At 43.3% G+C, this 22,224-nt stretch carries 21 protein-coding genes and 1 riboswitch; of the genes, 6 read left to right on the forward strand and 15 right to left on the reverse strand.

The genetic code is table 11. The features are described from left to right. The first annotated feature begins 17 nt into the window (after positions 1-17). Positions 18-674, forward strand: coding sequence for an HlyD family secretion protein (locus HMPREF0556_RS05005; protein ID WP_003756156.1), 657 nt, complete (start codon positions 18-20; stop codon positions 672-674). Positions 675-714: 40 nt separating this feature from the next. After that, entirely contained in the window at positions 715-2,517 is a 1,803-nt protein-coding gene (locus HMPREF0556_RS05010; RefSeq protein ID WP_003756158.1) for a DHA2 family efflux MFS transporter permease subunit, read from the forward strand. Positions 2,518-2,549: 32 nt separating this feature from the next. On the opposite strand, the gene HMPREF0556_RS05015 is transcribed toward HMPREF0556_RS05010, so the two are convergent. The 4 genes from HMPREF0556_RS05015 to HMPREF0556_RS05030 form a co-directional block, all read right to left on the reverse strand. Continuing rightward, positions 2,550-2,903 carry a DUF3592 domain-containing protein gene (locus HMPREF0556_RS05015; protein ID WP_003756160.1) on the reverse strand — a complete coding sequence of 118 codons (354 nt, stop codon included), beginning with the start codon at positions 2,901-2,903 and terminating at the stop codon, positions 2,550-2,552. Positions 2,904-2,967: 64 nt separating this feature from the next. Further along, positions 2,968-4,833, reverse strand: a complete 1,866-nt coding sequence (asnB, locus tag HMPREF0556_RS05020) for an asparagine synthase (glutamine-hydrolyzing) (protein ID WP_040486488.1) — start codon at positions 4,831-4,833, stop codon at positions 2,968-2,970. 148 nt (positions 4,834-4,981) lie between these two features. Next, positions 4,982-6,181: a methionine adenosyltransferase gene (gene metK / locus HMPREF0556_RS05025; protein WP_003756163.1), complete on the reverse strand. Its 1,200-nt coding sequence runs from the start codon at positions 6,179-6,181 to the stop codon at positions 4,982-4,984. A 106-nt stretch (positions 6,182-6,287) separates the two neighbouring features. Then, positions 6,288-6,397, reverse strand: a riboswitch (SAM riboswitch). Positions 6,398-6,540: 143 nt separating this feature from the next. After that, complete coding sequence (locus HMPREF0556_RS05030; protein WP_050776991.1) at positions 6,541-6,909, reverse strand: thiol-disulfide oxidoreductase DCC family protein; 369 nt, start codon at positions 6,907-6,909, stop codon at positions 6,541-6,543. Positions 6,910-7,070: 161 nt separating this feature from the next. Between HMPREF0556_RS05030 and HMPREF0556_RS05035 the strand changes: the two genes are divergently transcribed. Beyond that, positions 7,071-7,364: a hypothetical protein gene (locus HMPREF0556_RS05035; protein WP_003756168.1), complete on the forward strand. Its 294-nt coding sequence runs from the start codon at positions 7,071-7,073 to the stop codon at positions 7,362-7,364. A 242-nt stretch (positions 7,365-7,606) separates the two neighbouring features. Next, positions 7,607-8,671, forward strand: coding sequence for a serine hydrolase domain-containing protein (locus HMPREF0556_RS05040; RefSeq protein ID WP_040486489.1), 1,065 nt, complete (start codon positions 7,607-7,609; stop codon positions 8,669-8,671). Between the two features lie 25 nt (positions 8,672-8,696). Here the strand turns inward: HMPREF0556_RS05040 and HMPREF0556_RS05045 are convergent, their stop codons facing one another. The 3 genes from HMPREF0556_RS05045 to ytkD are packed head-to-tail and all read right to left on the reverse strand — an operon-like array spanning position 8,697 to position 10,408. Next, positions 8,697-9,605, reverse strand: coding sequence for an L-lactate dehydrogenase (locus HMPREF0556_RS05045; protein WP_003756172.1), 909 nt, complete (start codon positions 9,603-9,605; stop codon positions 8,697-8,699). Between the two features lie 17 nt (positions 9,606-9,622). Next, positions 9,623-9,865, reverse strand: coding sequence for a DUF2584 domain-containing protein (locus HMPREF0556_RS05050; RefSeq protein ID WP_040486490.1), 243 nt, complete (start codon positions 9,863-9,865; stop codon positions 9,623-9,625). Between the two features lie 60 nt (positions 9,866-9,925). Next, complete coding sequence (ytkD, locus tag HMPREF0556_RS05055; protein ID WP_003756175.1) at positions 9,926-10,408, reverse strand: RNA deprotection pyrophosphohydrolase; 483 nt, start codon at positions 10,406-10,408, stop codon at positions 9,926-9,928. A gap of 70 nt (positions 10,409-10,478) precedes the next feature. On the opposite strand from ytkD, the gene yidD reads away from it, so the two are divergent. Continuing rightward, entirely contained in the window at positions 10,479-10,730 is a 252-nt protein-coding gene (yidD, locus tag HMPREF0556_RS05060; protein WP_003756178.1) for a membrane protein insertion efficiency factor YidD, read from the forward strand. 19 nt (positions 10,731-10,749) lie between these two features. Here yidD and HMPREF0556_RS05065 read toward each other — a convergent pair whose 3' ends face one another. From HMPREF0556_RS05065 to HMPREF0556_RS05085, 5 genes are read right to left on the reverse strand one after another with little or no spacing between them, the layout of a single operon-like run. Next, positions 10,750-12,162, reverse strand: a complete 1,413-nt coding sequence (locus tag HMPREF0556_RS05065) for an o-succinylbenzoate--CoA ligase (RefSeq protein WP_003756180.1) — start codon at positions 12,160-12,162, stop codon at positions 10,750-10,752. A gap of 16 nt (positions 12,163-12,178) precedes the next feature. Beyond that, entirely contained in the window at positions 12,179-12,997 is an 819-nt protein-coding gene (gene menB / locus HMPREF0556_RS05070) for a 1,4-dihydroxy-2-naphthoyl-CoA synthase (protein WP_003756183.1), read from the reverse strand. After that, entirely contained in the window at positions 12,994-13,827 is an 834-nt protein-coding gene (gene menH / locus HMPREF0556_RS05075) for a 2-succinyl-6-hydroxy-2,4-cyclohexadiene-1-carboxylate synthase (protein ID WP_003756184.1), read from the reverse strand. Before menH ends, menB begins: the two co-directional genes overlap by 4 nt. 2 nt (positions 13,828-13,829) lie before the next feature. Further along, on the reverse strand, positions 13,830-15,566 hold the full coding sequence (gene menD, locus HMPREF0556_RS05080) for a 2-succinyl-5-enolpyruvyl-6-hydroxy-3-cyclohexene-1-carboxylic-acid synthase (RefSeq protein ID WP_003756187.1): 1,737 nt from the start codon (positions 15,564-15,566) through the stop codon (positions 13,830-13,832). Further along, a complete protein-coding gene (locus HMPREF0556_RS05085) occupies positions 15,559-16,947 on the reverse strand; it encodes an isochorismate synthase (RefSeq protein WP_040486491.1) in 1,389 nt (462 codons plus the stop codon). The genes menD and HMPREF0556_RS05085 overlap by 8 nt, the downstream gene beginning before the upstream one ends. 175 nt (positions 16,948-17,122) lie before the next feature. Here HMPREF0556_RS05085 and HMPREF0556_RS05090 point away from each other — a divergent pair, with 175 nt between their 5' ends. Then, positions 17,123-18,061, forward strand: a complete 939-nt coding sequence (locus HMPREF0556_RS05090; protein WP_003756190.1) for a 1,4-dihydroxy-2-naphthoate polyprenyltransferase — start codon at positions 17,123-17,125, stop codon at positions 18,059-18,061. Positions 18,062-18,075: 14 nt separating this feature from the next. Here the strand turns inward: HMPREF0556_RS05090 and HMPREF0556_RS05095 are convergent, their stop codons facing one another. The 3 genes from HMPREF0556_RS05095 to HMPREF0556_RS05105 are packed head-to-tail and all read right to left on the reverse strand — an operon-like array spanning position 18,076 to position 22,215. Next, a complete protein-coding gene (locus tag HMPREF0556_RS05095; protein WP_003756191.1) occupies positions 18,076-19,929 on the reverse strand; it encodes a bifunctional homocysteine S-methyltransferase/methylenetetrahydrofolate reductase in 1,854 nt (617 codons plus the stop codon). Further along, a complete protein-coding gene (gene metC, locus HMPREF0556_RS05100; RefSeq protein WP_003756192.1) occupies positions 19,929-21,101 on the reverse strand; it encodes a cystathionine beta-lyase in 1,173 nt (390 codons plus the stop codon). The genes HMPREF0556_RS05095 and metC overlap by 1 nt, the downstream gene beginning before the upstream one ends. Then, positions 21,094-22,215, reverse strand: a complete 1,122-nt coding sequence (locus tag HMPREF0556_RS05105) for an aminotransferase class I/II-fold pyridoxal phosphate-dependent enzyme (RefSeq protein ID WP_003756193.1) — start codon at positions 22,213-22,215, stop codon at positions 21,094-21,096. Before HMPREF0556_RS05105 ends, metC begins: the two co-directional genes overlap by 8 nt. Positions 22,216-22,224: the final 9 nt, after the last annotated feature.

Below are 22,224 nucleotides of genomic sequence, written 5' to 3' on the forward strand. Positions count from 1 at the left end.
ATAAAGGGGTAGAAATAATGAGTCGTTTAGTAAAAGGAATTATTTTAAATATCATCATCATCGTGGTGTTAGTTGGAGGCGGAGCACTTGGCTACTTCTACTATTACCAATCCACCAATTTTGTAAAAACAGATAACGCTATGATCGATGCCAAAGTCATCCCACTTAGTGCCTCTGCATCCGGTACGCTCAGCACTTATGACCTAACAGTCGGCAAACATATTTCCAAAGATGATACCATTGCAGAAATCACTACACAAGATGCTTCTGGAAAAGCCAAAAAAGTCCCTGTTAAAGCACCACAAGAAGGTACAGTCGTACAAGCCAATGATGTAGAAGATCAATTAGTACAACAAGGCGCTTCTATCGGCCAAGCATACAATAAAGATGACATGTACATCACAGCAAATATCGACGAAGCAAAAATCGAAAAAATTGAAAAAGGGCAAAAAGTAGACATCAAGATCGATGCTTTCGCAGATAAAGACTTTACTGGTCATATCGAAACGATCACCAATGCGACAGCTAGCTCTTTCTCCTTGCTTCCTTCTTCTAATTCTGATGCGAACTATACAAAAGTCGGTCAAGTCGTTCCGGTCAAAATCTCGATCGATAACGCGCAAGGCTTTGATCTTCGCCCAGGTATGAATGTTTCTGTCAAGGTACACATCTAATGAAGCAAATCGAATCTATACAGAAAGGTAGCTGAAAAAAATGACATTTATTTTGGTTTACTCTCTTGCTGCCTTAGCTTTTCTGATTGTTTTCAACTTACTTCTAAAGAAACGTTCGTCCAGAAACAATACCTTAAAAAACAGACCTAAGAAAACGAGGAAACCAGCTGCTACTGAGAAAGATACTGCGCTGGCAAAAGAGGAAACGCTACAGCAAAATCAAACAGAAGAGTTGCTTCCTGCCGCTCCTTCTGAAGAACCAAAAGCACAAGCACCTAGCAAAAATAACAATTACCCCGATCATCTCGTCACCTTATTGATGGTTTTGATCTTGGGTGCCTTTGTTACTATTTTGAATCAAACCTTACTAAATAATGCCCTACCAAAAATCATGAACAGCTTCAATGTCACCACGAATACAGCGCAATGGCTTTCTACAGCCTATATGCTTGTAAATGGTGTCGTTATCCCTTTTAGTGCTTTCTTGATTGAAACGATCAGTTCACGTAAACTATTCATCTTTGCCATGAGTATGTTTGGGATCGGTACTTTGATCGCTGGGGTCGCACCTACATTCTCGATCCTATTGATCGGACGGATGGTTCAAGCAGTCGGTGCTGGTATCATCATGCCACTTATGACTACTTTATTCATGGTGCTTTTCCCACCAGAAAAACGTGGTTCCGTCATGGGGATCATGGGGGTCGCGATGATCTTCGCACCTGCGATCGGACCAACACTTTCCGGGTATATCGTTGAATATTCTACGTGGCGATTACTCTTCTGGGTCGTGCTTCCAATCGCGCTTTTAGATATTATTCTAGCGCTAATCTACTTTAAAGATGTTGGTGAAAGATCTTATCCGAAATTGGACGTATGGGGACTCATTTTCTCCACGATCGGTCTTAGTTCCCTACTTTACGGATTCAGTGAAGCTGGTAATGACGGCTGGACAAGCACTACCGTGGAAGTGACGATTGCCATTGGGGTTATCTTCCTAATCGCCTTCGTCGTCAGAGAATTCTTGACGGATCATCCGCTGCTCAATTTGCGGGTCTTCAAGTTCCCGATTTTCACCCTTGCATCTGTGATCAATTTGATCGTGACGATGTCTTTATTCGCAAGTATGATCTTACTACCTGTTTACTTGCAAAACATCCGTGGTTTTACGCCAGTAGAATCCGGACTCTTGCTACTTCCAGGTGCGATCATCATGGGGATCATGTCCCCGATAGCCGGTGCCCTTTTTGATAAAGTCGGTGCCCGCCCGCTTGCGATCGTTGGCCTTTTGGTCATGATCTTTACGACATGGGAATTCGGGAATCTAACACTAGATGATTCCTTACTTTATATTGGAACATTATATACGATCCGCTCATTTGGTATCTCACTTGTTATGATGCCGATTATGACCGAAGCTCTTAACAGCGTACCACGTGAACTTTCGGCTCATGCTACAGCGACATTCAACACACTACGGCAAATCGCTGGTTCACTAGGAACAGCCATTCTTGTTACGGTAATGAGTACACGTACTAATGTTCATCGTGAGATTGCAAATAGTGTTTACACCACGAACAATATGCATTTTATGCAAAGTCTTCAAGAAAAAATCATGCACCTCATGCAAAGCATGGGTATCAGTGCACAAGAAGCGCAGCAAACCATCATTGGTCAAATCGTGACCTATGTTTCCCGTCATTCCGCTGTACAAGGCATCAACGACGCTTTCATCGTTGCTACCCTTGTTACGATTTTAGGATTGATCGTTTCTATCTTCTTATCACGTGCGAAGATCCCAGGTATTCATAAAACCTATGATGCTTCTAACGAAAGTAAATAAACAAAATCCCTCAATCATGATTGAGGGATTTTTTATAACTGATAATGCAGCCGGAATATTTTCGGATCCTCCTCCGCATAATCGATGCTGACCCATTTGCCCTGCTCAAACATGCTACGGTTTTTCGTTGCGGTCCAAACTTTTCTGGTCGCTTGATAAGTTTCTCCGTTTTTAAGTTTGAAAGTCACTGTCAGTTTTACTTTACGACTTGATTCACCGCGAGCACGGCTGATATCATTTCCTGATGTATGGCTTGAAAATTCACTGGCAGTTATTTCTGCATTAGTCTCGACCCAAGTAAGTTTGGACCGTTTAGCGCTACTGATCTGGATCAAGATAATTGCCGTGATCACAAAAACAATAAGTACAATCAAGAATCCTAGCAAATCTATTCACCTCATTTTAAAAAACGCCCTCCGCAGGGAAATGCAGAGAGCGTTTATTTTTTTATTATTTACCAAAGTCATACTTATCTTCTACATAGATCGAATACCAGATCATGAAGATAACGACGGTCCAGATCTTACGGCTGTAATCAAATTTGCCAGCACAATGATCATCTAGCAATTGCAAGACATATTCCTTGTTGATCAAGTGGTCCGTGGCAGATTCGCGGATGATCGTTTTCACCCAGCTGTTCATTTCATCTTTCAGCCAATGACGGATCGGAACTGGGAAACCTAGCTTGCGGCGGTTCAGTACATGTTCCGGTACAAATGTTTCTGCAGCTTTTCTTAAGATATATTTCGTTGTTCCTTGGGTTGTTTTTAAGGATGCTGGAATTTTTGCTGCCACATCGAATACTTCTTTATCCAAGAATGGTACACGTACTTCTAGCGAATTGGCCATCGTCATACGGTCTGCTTTCAGCAAGATGTCGCCGCGCAACCATGTGTGAATATCGATGTACTGCATGCGTTCCACTGGATTGTAGCCCTCTGTTGCGGCATAAAATGGATCGGTGATGTTGGTATAATCATGGCCTTCTTGATATTTCGGCAACAAGATCCGTTTTTCTTTTTCGGTAAACATTTTAGCGTTTCCGATGTAGCGCTCTTCCATCGGCGTTGTTCCGCGTTCTAAGAAACTCTTTCCTTTCATTCCTTCTGGCATGATGCGGGAAACGCGGTTAAGCATTGTTTTCAGTGCTTTTGGCATTTTGTTAAAGCCGGCTAATGAATTGGGTTCATTATAAATATTGTAACCGCCGAACAATTCGTCAGCACCTTCTCCCGACAATGCAACTTTAACTTGCTTGCGTGCTTCACGAGATAGGAAATAAAGCGGAATCGCAGCAGGGTCAGCCAATGGATCGTCCATGTGCCAAACGATTTTCGGCAATTCATCCATATATTCCTGTGGTGAGATCACGTAGCTGATATTTTCCACGCCTAATTTATCAGCCGTTTCTTTCGCAACGTCGATCTCGCTGAATCCGTCGCGTTCAAAACCGACAGAAAATGTCTTGATGGCTGGGTGGTATTCTTTGGCGATCGAGGCAATGATCGAAGAATCGATCCCGCCGGATAAGAATGAACCAACTGGTACATCAGAACGCATATGTACGTTGACAGAGTCATACAGCACATCGCGGATTTCTTTGATCAATGTTTGCTCAGCCGTATTCACGGGTGCAAAACTTGTTTGCCAGTATTTTGTGATCTGCATTGGTTCTCCAATTTTCTTCGTGAAATAATGACCTGGCAGTAATTTTTTCACAGAAGTCGTCAATGTATCTGGTTCGGGAACAAATTGGAATGTCATGTAATTTTGCAAAGAAACTTCGTCTAATGTTTGATTTTTCAGCGCATGCAAAATCGATTTCTTTTCAGAACCAACATACAGCTTGCCGTCTTCTTCTGCATAGAAAAATGGTTTGATCCCAAAATGATCGCGCGCACCATAAACTTGGTTTGTTTCTTTGTCCCAAATGACAAATCCAAACATACCGCGCAGGTGTTTTGCCGTTTCTTCTTTATGTTTAGCATACATTGCGATAATGACTTCTGTATCACTTTCTGTTTCAAAGTGCATACCCTCTTTTACCAATCCTTCACGTAGCTCTACATAATTATAGATCTCGCCATTGAAAATGATCCAATAACGTTCGTTTTCATAAGTAAGCGGCTGATGCCCGTTTTCTACATCTATAATACTCAATCGTCTAAATCCAAATTGGATATGTTCATCTGTATAATAGCCTTCGTCATCTGGACCACGATGAGTGATCATTTTATTCATTTCTCTAAATACGTCTTTTTCTTCGCCTGTAATCTCGGCGATGCGGTCATGCACGCATCCGATAAATCCACACATGCTCATTCTCCTCATCTTCATAATTCTTAAATCTAGTTATATCACAACGTCTATCATATCATAAAAAAGCGGTATTTGAATAGTGAAACAATGAATAGTTTTACAAGCAAAAATGTCCCTTGCCGGTTACTTGGCAAGAGACATTGAATCAAGCATTTTCTACTAAGGTACGCAAAGCATCTTTTTTATCGGTTTTTTCCCACGGCAAATCGATATCCGCGCGGCCAAAGTGACCGAATGCAGCTGTTTGCTTGTAGATCGGGCGTCTTAGATCAAGCATTTGGATGATTCCTGCCGGACGTAAGTCGAATAATTGGTTCACCGCATCGATCAAAGCCTGTTCCGAATAGTTGCTTGTTCCATAAGTATCGATGGAGATACTCACTGGCTTAGCAACACCGATCGCATAAGCAAGCTGCACTTCTGCTTTGTCCGCCAAACCGCTGGCTACAATGTTTTTCGCTACATATCTAGCAGCGTATGCACCGGAACGGTCTACTTTGGTTGGATCCTTACCGGAAAACGCACCGCCGCCATGTCTTGCATAACCACCGTATGTATCTACGATAATTTTCCGGCCAGTCAACCCGGCATCCCCTTGTGGTCCGCCAATGACGAAACGGCCAGTTGGATTGATGAAGTATTTTGTATTTTCGTCTAATAATGTTGGATCAATAACAGCACTGATTACATGTTCATGCAGATCTTTTGCGATTTGCGCTTGCTCGATGTCCGGATGGTGCTGCGTCGAGATAACGATGGTATCGACACGGCTAGGCTGATCATTTTCATCATATTCCACTGTAACTTGTGTTTTTGCATCTGGACGTAAATAATCGATTGTCCCATCTTTGCGCAATTCGGCGATTTTCCGTGATAAGCCATGTGCCAAGTAAATCGGCAGTGGCATTAACGTTTCTGTTTCATTCGTTGCAAAACCGAACATCAACCCTTGGTCTCCAGCGCCGATCGATTCGATTGCTTCATCCTTTGTCAACCCTCGCGTTTCTAATGCTTCATCCACACCTTGCGCGATATCTGGTGATTGTTCATCAATAGCTGTCAATACCGCACAGGTTTCTGCATCGAACCCGTATTTAGCACGTGTGTATCCGATCCCTTTGATCGTATCCCGTACGATCCTTGGGATGTCTACATAAACAGAAGTGGAGATTTCCCCTGCTACAAGCACAAGGCCAGTAGTAACTGTCGTTTCGCATGCAACTCGTGCATCTGGATCTTTCGCAATGATTGCATCTAAAATCGCGTCAGAGATCTGATCTGCGATTTTGTCTGGATGCCCATCAGAAACGGATTCTGATGTAAATAAGTGACGATTCTTTGCCAATTGTATTTCCTCCTTTAAATCTTACAAGGCGTCCGGGCTAAATAAAAACCTTTTCTCTAATATGGCCATAGGCGCACAGAGAAAAGGCAGAATTTGTATACCTTCGCTCTCATCGTTCAGGAAATCACTTTCCTGCAACAGGTTAGCACCTTACATCAATTTCATGTAGGTTGCTGGGCTTCAAAGGGCCAGTCCCTCTACCGCTCTGGATAAGATTAAATTTAATATTTGATTGTACTTCCACATCTTTAGAAGAATTCATGCGCTTCTTCAATCAGTGATAAAACTAATTATAAATTAAACTGTGGATAAAAGCAATATGAAAATCAAACAATGTTGGGTTCTTGCAAGATTTTCATTTAAACAGCCGGAGTCGCCACTCCGATCGCATTTAAAAGCTCCATGATCTTGCCACGATACTTCGCCACAAAAGCATAGACGCGGTCGCCAAACCATTTTGCAAAAGGCAAATATAGTAGTAAAGACAGAATCGTTGTCAGTGGCAGCTGCCAAAGGATCCTTCTGATCGCGCTGAAGCCACGCAGAACTTTTCCACTCGATGTCACTAGATGGATCTCTGATTCCAGTTCTTCTTGTGAAAACAGAACACCTTGATAGCGCTCTAGTTCGATCCATTCCAAATTTCGCAGCCAATCTAATTTTTTCGCCATATTTTTGGAAAGCCGGCAGAACCCGCAGTTTCCATCATACAAGACAATATCTTTCATCATAACCCCTCCTACTTTTCTTTTTCCGCTTATCATTAATTTAAACATATGGTATGATAGGAAAATAGAAATATAGTTCCGTTATCGAGCGTGGTAGTAGCAAGTCATTGCTTGAACGGAAACTGATTTTAATTTGGCAAGATGTATAAAGGAGTTTTTTTATGGATATTTTTCCTCTAGCAGGCATTATTTTTATTGGCTTTTTTGCAGTGATTTGTTTATTTGAATTTATTTTAAAATGGCGCTGGTTCAAATACTTGATCGTGACGCTCGCATTGATCGCAAGTGGCGTGATCTTTTTCTTCAGCTTTTACGGGGCTGGTTTAAGTCAAACCAAAATCGCGATCTCATTATTTTTAGCAACACTTGCAGCTTATATCTTTTCCCTGCTGCTCAGCCTGATCCACCTCTTTGTTCGGCGCGGCTCTAAGCCAAAAAAAGCAACCAAAGCATAAAATCTGAGCCCATTCTGTATAGAGTGGGCTCAGACTGAAGAAAAACACCATTTCAATCATTATTTTACTGTTTTCAGCTTGGTGAAAAATGATTAGATTCTAGGCAAAGCTGAGTACCGAAGCGGAGCGTACTTCTGTACGTGAGCACCGGAACGCAGGCTTTAACGACGAAGATGAGCGTTTTTCGCCAAGCTGAGCCCATTCTGTGTAGAGTGGGCTCTTTATTGAAAGGAGATACAAGCATGCGAAGATACCAAAAACAGCTTTGGTTTGGCATCGTCTTTCTGGGAATTTTGCTGGTATTCTTTTTTTATTACAAAACTGCCCAGCCAAAACGAGCGCAAACTGATAAAACAGATAAAAAAATCTCCAATCTTATAAAACAAAAACATGTGAGTGGAACGCTTCTGCTTGCCGCTGATCACAAAGTCACCTCGATACATACTTATGGAGATGCGAATCATTCGACAAATAAGGCGAACCAAAAAGCGCAGCTCTATCCAATTGCCTCCTTGCAGAAATTATATACGGCGGTAATTGTCGGACAATTGATTGAAGAACACCGGCTTCGCTATGATAGCAAATTATCCGATTTTGTAAAAACTGCCCCTCAAGCTGATAAGGTCACTGTCGAGCAGTTACTGAGCCATACCTCAGGCTATTCCATGCCGGAAACCGCGCCAAGCACTCTATTGACTACCGAATCTACTGAATTGAGGAATGCAATCCAGCATACGACTTTTTCGGATAAACAGACGTATGCCTATTCTAATGTCAACTATACCTATTTAGCAGCGATCATTGCTGATTTAGAACAAAAAAGTTATCAAGCGGTCGTTCACAAGCGACTGCTCGATAAATGGCAACTCGCCCATACCCTTTTCTGGGATGAACTTCCTACTACTGCCTTTCTCCCGAATGAGTACCGATATGATGAAGCAACCAAGCAAGAATATACACAGAAAGAACTGCAATATTCTCAGAAATTAATGAGTAGCCTGCTCGGTGCTGGTAATTTATACAGCAATGTCGAGGATCTCTGGCGTTTTCAAAGTTTGTTGACAACGAATAAACTGCTGACTGCGCAAACAACGAAAAAGATCTTGCTAGTTTCCGGATTTATGGATCCTGCTACAGATAAGATCCGATTTAGCGGAAATATTTCGGCAGATGGACAACGAGGCGGCTTTGGTTCAGTCATCTACGGCGATCCAGACACAGGAAAATTTGTGATTTTCCTAGGTAATCAAACAGCTCATGCTAACTTGAATGATATCGCCGAAACGATTTATTCGTATACAAAATAAAAAAGACCGGAACTGTCCGGTCTTTTTATTTTACAGTTTGATAAGCAGCGGAAATCACTTGCGCTGATGCTTCTAGCGCTGCTGTTTCGCTCTCTTTTAAATGCATCGCTACGGAGTGAATAATTCCTTCTTTCCCAAGTAATGCCGGTTTGCCGATGTAGACGTCTAGTGCTTCATCGTAAACAGACAACGGGAAAACTTGTCTGGCGTCATTGAAAACTGCTGCTGTGAGCTTCGCTGCAATCGTAGCGATTCCAAAGCTGGTCCAACCTTTACCAAGCAGAATTTTCCAGCCACCACCCCGCACACTGTCTTTTAATGCTGGCAGGTCAAAGTCTTTCGCTTCTGGAAGCGATTGGATTGCTGTACCCGCCACGTTGACAGTTGACCAAGCGATAAATTGCGATTCGCCGTGTTCACCCAAAACATAGCCATCTACACTCTTGGGATTGATCGCAAGTGCTTCTCCGACAACACGTTTCATTCTCGCCGTATCCAAGGAAGTCCCTGTTCCAAAGACGCGGTCCTTTGGAAAACCGCTTTCCGCTTGAATCATCATCGTGATTACATCACATGGGTTTGTGATATTGATGATGATCCCTTTAAATCCGCTCGCAACGATTTTAGGAACGATTTCTTTAATGATTTTACTCGTTGCTTTTAATTCTTCCATTCGATCTTCATGAAGCAGATCTGATTGCCCAACAGCAATGACAATAACGTCTGCCGTGCGAAGTTCATTGTAATCCTGTGTATGTATAGTGGTATGAAAAGCTGTCAGCGAAGCCATATCGCGTAGTTCGATCGCCTCGCTTTCTGCTTTTTCCTGATTCTTGTCTATTAAAACGATTTCATCACAAATGCCTTGCGTCACTACGGAAAAAGCAACTTCTGCCCCGACATGACCTACTCCGATAATTCCAAGTTTCCGCATGCCCTCGCCTCCTCTTTCTAATTACTTGAATTAAGTGTCATCAATTCATATTTAATAATCGTTTGGTTATTTTCCCAAATCAGTTTGCGTGCGATCCCTTGCCCATTTGTTTCCCCGTCTCTTGTTTTACGTACATCAACCGGGATGTCGATCGGATAGATCCGATATCCTGCTTTCGTCAATTCAAAAAAGTTATCATCTAATCGTTTTTCTTTTCCTTTTGTGACAATGATGGTATTGACTTCAAGTGGCATTCCCATCGCTCTCACCTCCATTACCTTTATCATAGCAAAAAATATCGCTGCTGCCTACCAATCTTTTTATTCCAGAATACCTTTTTCCAGCAAAAGACTGACAGCAGCTTCAGCAATAAACTGCATTCCCGCATCCCGCATGAAAAAACTGTATTCCGGCTGTCTGATCAATTTCTGCAGTTCCCCGCCAAGTAGCAGCGGACCATTTGTTTCCAGGTAATTGGTTCGTTCTTCTAGGGTCGCTATCTCTGCGCAGAACACACGCTTTGTAAACGTTCGCTCTTTTCCTTCTACTAAATAATCCGCCACAAAATAAAGCTCCTCTGCACGGGCGCCAGTTTCTTCTAATAGCTCCCGATGAGCAGCCATGAGCGTTGTTTCACCGTGCTCGCCTTTCCCCCCCGGAAATTCGATTCCTCTGGTCTTGTGCATCGTAAAGAGAAATTTCCCTTGATAAACAGGGATCACTAAACAGTCGTCTGCTTCCTTTGTTTGTGCTTTTAGCGAGATCGTTACCTGATTGCGGAATTCATCTTGATATCTATACATGGATTCTTCTTCCTTTTCTTTTTCAAAATTTATGATAAGCTAGAACTAACATATCAAAGAGGTGACGATTTTGAAACATATCTTGATCGGAGCGATCCGGCTTTATCAAAAATATATCTCTCGTTTCACACCGCGGACTTGCCGCTTTTATCCAACTTGTTCTGCTTACAGTGTAGAAGCGATTCAAGAACATGGTGCCCTCAAGGGTTTGCTGCTTTCCATTATCCGAATTTCTAAATGCCATCCCTTTCATAAAGGCGGCATTGATTTTGTTCCTCAAAAAGGACAAGCCTGCTCGCATCATCATCATAAAAAAAGCTAGAAACGAAAAAAATTCGTCGCTAGCTTTTTTTGTGCATAGATTCTATCAGCCGATGACGCTGGACCTTATTGGATGCGGTGCGCGGCATCGTTTTGATAAAATAGAAAGCTTTCGGCACTTTATAAGAAGCAAGCTCCGTTTCGGCAAACTGCTTGATAGCTGCCTCTGCCGTTTCATCCCCTACAATAAAAGCAACTGGCACATGGCCCCACTGTTCGTCAGGTTTACCTACCACTGCAATTTCGTGGATACTGGGATGGGCGCTCAGAATATGTTCGATCTCGGTCGGGTAGATATTTTCTCCGCCGGAAATAATCAAATCGCTACGCCGTTCTTGAATGTATAAAAAACCTTCTTCGTCAAGAAAGCCGATGTCGCCTGTCTTAAACCAACCATCTGTAAAAGCAGCTTCCGTAGCCGCCCGATTATTCAGATAGCCTGCCATGATGCTAGGCCCTTTCAACAATATCTCGCCGTCTGCTGCGATTTTCACCTCAGAAGGAAATAAAGCTTTCCCTGATGAACCGCGTTTCCGAGCTGCATCCTCTTTTGACAATGTCACGATCTGCGAAGCTGTCTCTGTCATCCCATAAGATTGGATCAAGGGAATATCATACTTCGCACATGCTTCCAGCAAAGTATCACTAACAGCACCACCACCAAGTAAAACAGTTCGCAATCGAGACGAATATGCTTCCGAGCGAATAGCTAAAAGCCGCTGCAACATCGTTGTAACGACGGAAATCGTTGTAATTTCCCCATGTACGAGCAACTCATTGATCCGTCGCTCATCAAATTTTTCTTCCAAATAAACAGGGATCCCATAAATGACTGAACGCATAAGAATCGACAGACCGCTGATATGAAAAATCGGGACGGTACACAGCCAACTATCGGAATCAGAAATCCCTAAATTAAGGGCAGAAGCCATCGCACTCCAAAAATGATTCTGATAAGTCTGGATCACGCCTTTTGGATTTCCAGTTGTTCCGGAAGTGTACATAATCGAAGCAGGTCGCTCCATCTCAAAAACAGCCACCAATTCTGCAGCTTGTTCTGCCTGTAATTCAGAAAAGCGATAAAGAAATGGCACGGTTATTTTCTCGGCAAATTCATCAGCCGCTAGGACATATTTGGAATCACTTTGTTTGATCTGATAGGCAAGTTCCCGTGCAGTAAGCCGATTATTTAAGAAAACAGTTACTGCTCCCAACTGCTGTAGTGCGTGGATCAACATAAACGTAGCACGATCATTTTTCCCGATCAGCGCTACATAATCCTCTTTGCGGATACCGATCGCATATAAGCGGTCGGCATATTGACGTACAACCTGATAAACTTCATTAAATGTTTCACTTTTATTTTGAAAAACAAGCGCGGTCTTCTCTCCAGAAAGCCGCACTCGTTTTTCAAGCCAATTTGTTAGTTCCATTTAAGCCACCCCTAAATCAAGGGAATTTTGGAAATTGATCAAAATCAGGATCGCGTTTTTCTTTGAAAGCATCGCGTCCTTCTTTTGCTTCGTCCGTTGTGTAATAAAGCAAAGTTGCATCGCCGGCCAATTGTTGGATACCAGCCAAGCCGTCTGTATCTGCGTTGAAAGCAGCTTTGATAAAGCGCAGAGCAGTCGGACTTTTCTTCAACATTTCTTTTGCCCAGCTCACTGTTTCGGTTTCGAGTTCGGCAAGTGGAACAACAGTATTGATCCAGCCCATGTCAAGCGCTTCTTGAGCATTGTATTGACGACACATGAACCAAACTTCTTTTGCTTTTTTGTGTCCGATGACACGTGCTAGATAGCCAGAGCCGTAACCAGCATCAAAACTACCGACGTTTGGTCCAGTTTGTCCGAATTTCGCATTGTCTGCTGCGATCGTGATGTCACAAACCAATTGCAAGACGTTTCCGCCGCCGATCGACCAGCCAGCTACCATCGCGATCACTGGTTTCGGGATCACGCGGATCAAGCGTTGCAAGTCAAGGACGTTCAAGCGAGGGATTTGATCATCGCCAACATAGCCGCCGTGACCGCGAACTTTTTGGTCACCACCAGAACAGAATGCTTTTTCACCTTCTCCTGCTAAGATGATCACGCCAACATTCGTATTATCACGTGCTAAGTTGAAAGCATCGATCATTTCCATAACTGTTTTCGGGGTAAAAGCATTATGTACATGCGGTCGGTTGATAGTTACTTTCGCGATTCCTTCGTAGCTTTCATATTTGATTTCTTCATATTCTTTTTCTGTTTTCCATTGGATTGTCATGATAACTTTCCTCCTATTTGGTTCATTAACCAATTATTTATTGTCCATTGTACCACTTCTGGCTGTTCTAAGTAAGCAGCATGCCCAGCCCGTTCGATAATTGCGATTTCGGATATCGGCAACAATGTATGCATGTTTGCCGCGATCTGTTGGAATTTTTGATCGTATTCTCCGGTGATCAATAAAACAGGGAAAGTAAAGCGATGCAGTTTCTCCCAATAGCTTTCCTGTGCTCCCGTCCCCATCCCGATCAAGCTGTTTGCCAAACCAAGCGGTTGCTGTTTAAGACGTTCGCTCCGGACGGCTTTCTGCTTTTCTACTGTCAGCTGCTTTTGTGAGTCAAATAATGGCAGCTCTTGCCAGTAATCAACAAATTCTTCGATACCAGCTGTTTTGATCCAGGCAGCTAGCTTTTCATCACTTGCCCGGCGCTGTTCACGTTCTTCAGCAGTCGGCAAGCCAGGCGAGCTGCCCATAAGGACTAAGCCATTTACCATTTCTGGAAATCGGCTGGCAAAACTGATGGCTACCCGACCACCCATTGAATAGCCGATCAGTACCACTTGACGAATCGCTTTTTCCTGGAGAATCTGCCAGATATCAGCAATAACATTCTCCATGTGATAACGGCTGCTAGTTGCGGGCGAATCTGTTTTGCCATGTCCGATCATATCGAAACTTAGGCAATGATATGCTTCCGACCATGCTGACATCCATGCTGCATATGTTTTCGAACTTCCTGTGAAACCATGTAAAAACACTAATGTCGGTTTATTCGGAGATGACTCGCCTGTTTCCACTACATGATAGGCGACACCATTTATTTGCAAACTTACTCACCTGCCATTTTACCAGCGATCTGTTCCCATAGTTCCAAATGGTTTGTTTTGTTCGCTTGACGACTTGTTTTGATCTCGATGATATCGAGCCCTTTATGATAAGCTGCTTGGTCTAATGCATCTTTAAGTGCATCGATTTCTGTAACTTGCTGATAATCAGCACCATATAGCTTAGCTGCGTGCGTGAAATCAAGGTCCGTACTTGTACCGAATAGCGTCTCAAAATACTTAGGATGATCATTTTGCGGTAAGAAAGAGAATATACCTCCGCCATCGTTATTGATCAGTACAATCGTTAAATTCAACTGATATTTTTTAGCCATCAAAAGGCCATTCATCCCATGATAAAAGGATAGATCGCCAATCAGCAGATACATCGGTTGCGTCACGGTACTTGCGCCTAATGCTGCAGAAACGACACCATCGATCCCATTTGCTCCGCGATTAGCAAGCATTTTGATTTTCTTTTTCGTTTGCGCAAAGTACGTATCGACATCACGGATCGCCATGCTGTTTCCGATAAACAAGCCGGCATGATCTGGTAAAGCTGTCCGAAGAACGTCTACTACCTTTCCCTCATCAAGGCTTGTAGCATTCTCCATAACTTCCCGAACGACTTCGCTGGCGATGCTATTCGTTTGTTGCCAATCCGCTAACCACGCTTCCGGAGCACTTTCCGCAATTTCTTTTAGCAGTGCTTCGATCAAAAAACGTTCGTCGCAATGGATCATATCTGTTACGGCTTTAATAGGATCACGCCATGCTGCTCCTGGATCTACAACAAATAAGCGTGTATTGGTCAAAGCTTCCATCCAGTTTTTCAGTGGTTTGGAAACGGGCATGCTCCCGAAGCGGACAATCACTTCTGGCTCTAATTGGCCTAGTTGTTCCGTATTTTTCAAGAAAGCATCATATTGATCTAATACAAAATCATCGGTGTCGCCATAACTGCGAAGTCCCGATAATGGATCAGCCAGAATTGGCCATTGCAGTTTTTCTGCTAGGCTTATCAGCGCAGGTTCCAGTTCCTTTTTATCCAAACTGCCGACCACGATGACCCCTTTCTTATTGTTTAATTGTTCTGCCATTCTTTTGACAGCACGTTCTTCCAAAACTTCATGCGTATAATAGATATGTACATGACGTCTTGGCGTATCGCTGATTGTATAAGGAGAAGGATCTAAAAGCGGCATCAATGGTTCCCGCAGTGGGAAATTGATATGGACCGGTCCACGCGGTGTCTTCATCGCGATGTCCACAGCACGGCTGCCATGCCATTTTGCATAACGCAACATTTCTGGATTGTTTTCCGGCAGTGCCATGTCCGTAAAGTCTTTTACATGCGAACCGTATAAATGCAGTTGGTCGATCGCTTGCGGAGCGCCAACTTGACGTAATTCATGCGGGCGATCAGCTGTCAACACGATCAACGGCACTTGCGCAAGATTTGCTTCCGCGATCGCCGGTAAAAAGTTGGCTGCTGCTGTTCCCGATGTGCAAAGCAAAACGACCGGACGCTTGGAGTTTTTTGAGATTCCTAGTGCAAAAAAGCCGGCAGAACGCTCATCCACATCGATAAATGTTTTTAACGTTGGATGTTCTTCCATTAATAGCGCAAGCGGCGTTGACCTTGAACCAGGACTGATAACGGCTTCTTTAACGCCTGCTTGTACAATTTCTTCTACAAAAGCTGCTAAATAATCTGTCATTTGTTTCTGATGTTCAGTCATTTTTCAATCCTCCCATAATGCGCAACATTGGCTGAAACTTCACTGCAGTTTCTTGCAGTTCTTCTTCTGGCACAGAATCTGCTACGATTCCGCAGCCAGCATATAAATAACCGTTTGCATCCGTGATCAAACCTGAACGGATCGCAACCGCAAAGTCACCATTCCCGTCAAAATCGATCCAACCGATCGGAGCGCCGTAAAAGCCGCGGTCCAATTCTTCTTTTAAGCGGATGATCTGCATCGCCATTTTTTGCGGAGTGCCTCCAAGTGCGGGTGTCGGATGGATCGTTTGCAAGATATCAAGCAACTCTGCTTCTGCTTTCTTCTCTGCCTCGATCCGAATGTAAAGATGCTGGATATCACGATTTTTAAGCAAGATCGGATCGGTTGCCAACGTAAGATCATTTGTAAATGGTGCTAATTTCTCCTGCATATAATCTACGACATAATGATGTTCTTTGACATTTTTACCATCCTGCAATAAAACGCTTCCTAATTTTTCATCTTCTTCTGGGGTTTTCCCGCGCGGCGTTGAACCAGCTACACAAGAAGACATCAATGTGTCGTCGTTGATAGCGATCAATCGCTCCGGCGAAGCACCGAAGAAACTAGTATTACCATTTTCCATAATGAAGAAATAACTGTTTTCTTGTGTTTCCAACATTTTTTCTAAGACATAATTATTATCGACTTGTTTTCCGAATTTAAGGGACATTCTTCTCGACATGACTACTTTATTGACCTTTTCGGATTGGTTGATCAAATCGATCACTTCTTGTGTTGATTGCAAGAAATAATCCTTATCTAATTCTTTCGCCAAAGTGAGCTCCGGTGCTTGTAATTTCGGTACATCACTGGAAATGATTCTTTCCCACTGTTCCTTCATTGCTGCCCATTTTTTAGTGCTGTCATCTGGAAAAACAAAGGTATTGACGGTCAGATATACTTTCCCGCCTACTTCGCTCAACAAATAAAGTGGCAAGTAAAAAGTCGCCTTACGGAAACTGTGCCATTCCTTTGCCACAGCTTTTTCTTTATCAAAACGGAAACCGCCCATAAATAATGGCCCTGTGCCCACTTCGACCTTATTTGTCACAAGATGTTTTTTTAGCTCTGCCATTCGCTCTTTTAATCCTTGGAAAGAATCTTCTTCCTCGGCCGTATAACGGTTCGTTACGCCGAGACCCACATACGTAAACCCTTGCTCAGGGTCTTGCCAAAAAAAACGTTCTCCCCGAAAAGAAGAAGCTGCTTTTTCAAAAACATTTATTACATTTGTATCAGCAGGCAGTTCTGTTACCCAGCTGAGTAAGGTATTTTGTTTCGTCGCAGCGACTTGTTTTGCTTGCTCAAATAATTCAAGGGCATCCTTTACGCTCATATTTTTCAACTCTCCTTTAACGTTCACATCTTCCATTATATCAAAAATCGGCAGATGCTGCTTGGTTTGTGTTTATTTTCCTTTAGAGCGATATTCATTGACTACGAACCCGTTATTCTCTAAAATGTAAAGAAGAGCGTCTGTTCAAAAACAGACATAGAAAGGGAGAGAATTAATGGCGACAGCTTCAAAACCAGTCATTGCCAAACAAACTGGATTCCAAAAATGGTGGCAGCTCCTCAGACCACACACACTTGTTGCTTCTTTTGTACCAGTCTTTTTAGGAACAGCAGTAGCAATGAATTACTCTAATTTTCACTTCACACGTTTTCTCGTGATGTTGATCTCATGCTTTTTCATTCAAACATCAGCAAATTTATTCAATGAATATTATGATTACCGCAAAGGCCATGATGATGAACATTCAGTCGGAAATGGCGGTGCGATCGTCCGGAACGGCATGCGTCCTGGCTTTGTTCTTTTCTTAGCTATTTTCCTATATGCATTATCGATTCTAGGCGGTGTCTATCTTTCCTTGGAAACGACCTGGTATGTAGGTCTACTTGGGGCAATTTGTATGATCGTCGGCTTTCTTTACACAGGGGGGCCTTATCCGATCGCTTATACACCCTTCGGAGAGATCATGGCCGGTTTTTTCATGGGAGGCATCATTACCTTCATTTCTTTTTTCCTGCAAACCGGTTTTGTCGGTCCGTTTATCGTCTATGTATCGATCCCGATCATGGTACTCGTCGGCAACTTGCTGCTAGCCAATAGTCTGCGAGACCTTGTTCCTGACAAACAAAATGGTCGATTGACACTGGCTATTCTTTTAGGACGCAAAGCTGCAACCTTTTTATTCGCTGCCGCTTTCCTATTTGCCTATATTTTCGAGATCTCATTGATCTTTACGCATCAGGCAACATGGTGGATCCTCTTGATCTTACTCAGTCTGCCTCATGCCATCAAAGCGGTTGTTGCTTACATCGGCAAATCGGAACCAGTTTCCATGATGCCGGGAATGAAAGCTACCTCGAAAGCGATCACGATTTTCGGCGTGATGCTTGCCGTTGGATTTTTATTAGGATTATTGTCACGCAATTTATTGAATTAAAAAAAGAGACCCTGCTATTTTTCAAGCACATGGGTCTCTTTTTTATTTTGAATATATGTCGCAAGTTCCACCGACAAATCATAGCGAAGAAAAGGTGTAATGATATAAATACCATTGAATTCGGTATAGATACTGTCGATAATTTCCTTCGCGATCTTCATTCCTTCTTCTTTGGAACGATCCGCCGCCTCAGCTTCCCGCATCCGTTCCCTTACTTCATTTGGGAGTCTGATTCCCGGAACTTCATTGTGCAAGAATTCGGCATTTCTACCTGACAAAAGCGGCATTACGCCAATGAAAAGTGGCACCTTGATATCTGCTTTTTGCAGTGCATCCTTTAAGATCGCAATTTTTTCTTTATCGTAGACTGGCTGCGTAATAATATAATCCGCGCCGTACTCCACTTTCCGCTGAATCAACTTGACTGCTTTTTCCACATTCAATACATTCGGGTTAAAAGCTGCTGCTACATGGAAACGGCCCTTTTCTTTTAACGATTTTCCAGTATAGGAAATACCGGCATTATATTTTTTGATCAGCTGGACAAGTTCGACTGAGCGTAGGTCGAAAACGGAAGAAGCTCCAGGGAAATCACCTACCTTCGTTGGATCACCAGTGATCGCTAAAACATCATGGAGGCCTAGCTTGTGGAAGCCCATGATATGAGAATGCATACCGACTAGATTATGATCACGCGTCGTTAAATGTACCAATGGTTTGATGCCGTATTGGTGTTTTAAGATCGAAGCCAGCGCCATATTGCTGATTCGCGGAGAAGCGAGTGAATTATCGGAGATCGTAATGGCATCGACACCATTTTCATGCAGCGCTTCTGCTCCCTCAAAGAATTTATCGGTATCAAACGTCCGGGGCGGATCCAGTTCTACCAAGATCGTATGCTCGCGCTTCACTTTATCCAACAAACGCTCTTCGCCATCGTCTTCTAATTTTTCAGCAGGAACCAGTTCAATGATCGGTCGGACTTTTTTACTTGTTACTGGTTCAAAGGATTTCAGACCTTCGCGCAATGCTCGTATGTGTTCTGGAGTTGTTCCGCAACAGCCGCCAATGATCCTTGCACCTTCTTGGCGAAAAATCTCTCCATAGTTTTGGAAATATTCTGTTTCCGTATGATAGACGACTTTTCCCCCGCGAACTTCTGGCAGACTGGCATTCGGATAAACGGCTAAATGACTTTTTTGCAAAATCGGTACTGTTTCAAGGGCTCTCGCCATGTGATAAGGACCTAATCGGCAATTCATACCCACACAATCCGCGCCAAGTGCTTCAAGTTCCTTTAAGACCTCCGGCAGTTGCTGGCCATTTTGGAGAAGTCCTGGTTCATGCATCGAAACATTGGCGATAACTGGCAGATCGGTCGTTTCTCGTACGATCTTGAGTACCGTTTTGAGCTCATCGACATCGTAAAAAGTTTCGAGCAGCAAACCATCAACACCTTCTAATAAAAAACAGTAAAGCTGTTCTCTAAAACTGCGTTTGACTTCTTCTTCGGAAGCAAGCGGCAACTTCGTATCGCTTGAGCCGTTGATACCACCCATCGTTCCTAGAATATATGTCCCAGTCCCTCTAGCAGCTTCTTTCGCAAGTCTGATTGCTGCTTGGTTGATTTTTTTCACTTCATCTTCCAGACCATATCGAGAAAGCTTGATGTAATTCGCGCCATACGTATTGGTCTGAATAATATCTGCACCGGCTTCGATGTAGGCACGATGGATACCGCTGACATCATCCGGATGAGAAAGGTTCAATTCTTCAAACGAACGGTCGATCCCATAGGAATATAGCAACGTCCCCATTGCTCCGTCAGCGATCAATACTTTTTCATTCAAATCTCTACGAAGATTCATTATTTCACTTCACACCCTTCTGAAAGTACTTGAAGAGCATTCTCAAAATCAGCAAGCAGATCGGAAATCGCTTCCAATCCAACAGAGAAACGCAGTAGTCCATCCGTTATCCCCTGATTAAGTCGTTCCTCCCTCGGCATCGCTGCGTGACTCATCTTCGCTGGGTAGGAAAGAATACTTTCTACTGCTCCAAGGCTCACAGAAAAGACCGGAATCTTGATTTGTTCAACAAATTTGCGAGCATTTTCTTCGCTACCAAGATCGAAGGACAATACCGCTCCGCCATTTCTAGCTTGCGCCTCCTGGATAGTATAGCCTAAATGAGAGATCAGCCCTGGATAATAAACACTTTCCACTGCTGGATGGCTTTCTAAAAAAGTAGCCAGCTGTAATGCCGATTCGGCGCTTTTTTCCATTCGCACATGAAGCGTCTTGATACCGCGCAATAATAACCAGGCATCTTGCGCACCGAGCACACCGCCCGTTGAATTTTGCAAAAAGTAGATCTGCTCCGCTAATTCCGAGCGATTGGTAGCAATAGCTCCTGCTAAAATATCACTGTGCCCCGACAAAAATTTCGTCGCACTATGGATAACCAGGTCTGCGCCAAGTTCAAGCGGTTTTTGAATGATTGGCGTTAAAAAGGTATTATCCACAAATAAATAGCTGTTATGTGCCTTTGCTAGCTTGGCGACCGTCGCGATGTCTGTCACTTGAAGCAGTGGGTTGGAAGGAGTTTCCACATAGACCAGTTTTGTTTCGACTTCAAACGCTGCTGCTACCTCATCCAGATTCGTCGTGTCAACAAATGTATAACGAATCCCAAAGCGTGGCAATACTTGCTCGACCAAGCGATACGTCCCACCGTACACATCTTTTGAAATAATAAAGTGGTCGCCGGCTGATAATGTGAATAAAGCGGCAGAGATCGCTGCCATTCCACTGGCGAAAGCAAAACCATGTTCGGCACCTTCCAGAGCTGCAACCGCTTTTTCAGCAGCCGCTCGAGTCGGATTTCCGCTTCTGGCATAATCATATTCATGATAATCATCAAAGTCATGCTGGTGGAATGTCGAGGACAAATAAATCGGTGTATTGAGGGCACCTGTATGTTTATCGATTCCAAGAGCTGCTTCGATCACTTCTGTTGCTGGCTGTTTTTTATCAGACATTTTGCGTCACCTCTTTCGTGAGGGTATCAAATGCCTGTTTGAGATCGTGAATCAGATCATCGCTGGATTCGATACCTACCGAAATACGCAAAAGTTCATTCGTAAGTCCATATGATTTTCGCAAGTCTTCGGGGATATCAGCATGCGTCTGCGTTGCCGGATAAGTGATCAGGCTCTCCACGCCGCCCAAACTTTCTGCAAACGAAAATAATTCCAAGGCCTTTAGAAGCGGAGAAACTTGTTTTTCGTTTTTGATGTAAAAACTGATCATCCCACCTTTTCCGGGATAAAGTACTTTTTCCACAAGCGGATGTGATTCTAGGAAAGAAGCAACTTTTCTCGCATTCTCCTGATGTCGTTCTACTCGCAAGACCAGTGTTTTTAAACCACGGATCAATAACCAACTGTCAAACGGAGAGAGCACAGCCCCCGTCGCATTCAGCTGATCAAAATAAAACGCGCCTAAATCATCATCATTTACTACAACGACCCCAGCGAGCAGATCATTATGCCCGCCAAGATATTTCGTTGCACTGTGGATAACGATGTCCGCACCATCATTTAGCGGCTGCTGTAACACAGGTGTATAGAATGTATTATCAACGATTATTAGCAAATCATGCGTATGTGCGAATGCGGCTACTGCTTTGATATCCGTTTCCTGCATCAATGGGTTAGTAGGCGTTTCAATATAAATGGCTTTTGTTTGATCCGTGACAATTTCTTTTAACTCCTCTACACCGCCATTCCAATAAGAAAAATCAATGGCATATTGAGTTTCCAATTGTTTAAAATAGCGAAAAGTCCCGCCATATAGATCTTGATTCGTAATGATGTGGTCGTGGCTTTTAAAACATTGGAATACAAGCTGGATGGCGCTCATTCCAGAGCTCGTTGCAAAAGCGTGTTTCCCATTTTCCAGCTTGGCAAGTGCCTCTTGCAGCACATCTCGAGTCGGGTTACCAGTGCGGGTATAATCATATCCAGTAGAAACGCCGAGATCTGTATGACGGTAAGCTGTAGAAAAATAAATCGGCATATTAACTGCACCAGTCGTTTCACATTTTCGATTTCCAATTTGCGCCACTATTGTTTCTTTATTTAGCTTAGTCATCCTATCTCC

The organism is Listeria grayi DSM 20601 (assembly GCF_000148995.1).
Classification (GTDB): Bacteria; Bacillota; Bacilli; order Lactobacillales; family Listeriaceae; genus Listeria; species Listeria grayi.

Coding starts and splice junctions, on each gene's coding strand:
- HMPREF0556_RS05045 (WP_003756172.1), bottom strand. CDS start 9,605: ATGCGGAAACTTGGAATTATCGGAGTAGGTCATGTCGGGGCAGAAGTT.
- HMPREF0556_RS05085 (WP_040486491.1), bottom strand. CDS start 16,947: ATGAGCGTAAAGGATGCCCTTGAATTATTTGAGCAAGCAAAACAAGTC.
- HMPREF0556_RS05040 (WP_040486489.1), top strand. CDS start 7,607: ATGCGAAGATACCAAAAACAGCTTTGGTTTGGCATCGTCTTTCTGGGA.
- HMPREF0556_RS05030 (WP_050776991.1), bottom strand. CDS start 6,909: ATGAAAGATATTGTCTTGTATGATGGAAACTGCGGGTTCTGCCGGCTT.
- menB (WP_003756183.1), bottom strand. CDS start 12,997: ATGACAATCCAATGGAAAACAGAAAAAGAATATGAAGAAATCAAATAT.
- HMPREF0556_RS05105 (WP_003756193.1), bottom strand. CDS start 22,215: ATGACTAAGCTAAATAAAGAAACAATAGTGGCGCAAATTGGAAATCGA.
- ytkD (WP_003756175.1), bottom strand. CDS start 10,408: ATGTATAGATATCAAGATGAATTCCGCAATCAGGTAACGATCTCGCTA.
- HMPREF0556_RS05035 (WP_003756168.1), top strand. CDS start 7,071: ATGGATATTTTTCCTCTAGCAGGCATTATTTTTATTGGCTTTTTTGCA.
- menD (WP_003756187.1), bottom strand. CDS start 15,566: ATGACTGAACATCAGAAACAAATGACAGATTATTTAGCAGCTTTTGTA.
- HMPREF0556_RS05050 (WP_040486490.1), bottom strand. CDS start 9,865: ATGGGAATGCCACTTGAAGTCAATACCATCATTGTCACAAAAGGAAAA.
- HMPREF0556_RS05090 (WP_003756190.1), top strand. CDS start 17,123: ATGGCGACAGCTTCAAAACCAGTCATTGCCAAACAAACTGGATTCCAA.
- asnB (WP_040486488.1), bottom strand. CDS start 4,833: ATGTGTGGATTTATCGGATGCGTGCATGACCGCATCGCCGAGATTACA.
- HMPREF0556_RS05010 (WP_003756158.1), top strand. CDS start 715: ATGACATTTATTTTGGTTTACTCTCTTGCTGCCTTAGCTTTTCTGATT.
- HMPREF0556_RS05095 (WP_003756191.1), bottom strand. CDS start 19,929: ATGAATCTTCGTAGAGATTTGAATGAAAAAGTATTGATCGCTGACGGA.
- metC (WP_003756192.1), bottom strand. CDS start 21,101: ATGTCTGATAAAAAACAGCCAGCAACAGAAGTGATCGAAGCAGCTCTT.
- HMPREF0556_RS05065 (WP_003756180.1), bottom strand. CDS start 12,162: ATGGAACTAACAAATTGGCTTGAAAAACGAGTGCGGCTTTCTGGAGAG.
- HMPREF0556_RS05005 (WP_003756156.1), top strand. CDS start 18: ATGAGTCGTTTAGTAAAAGGAATTATTTTAAATATCATCATCATCGTG.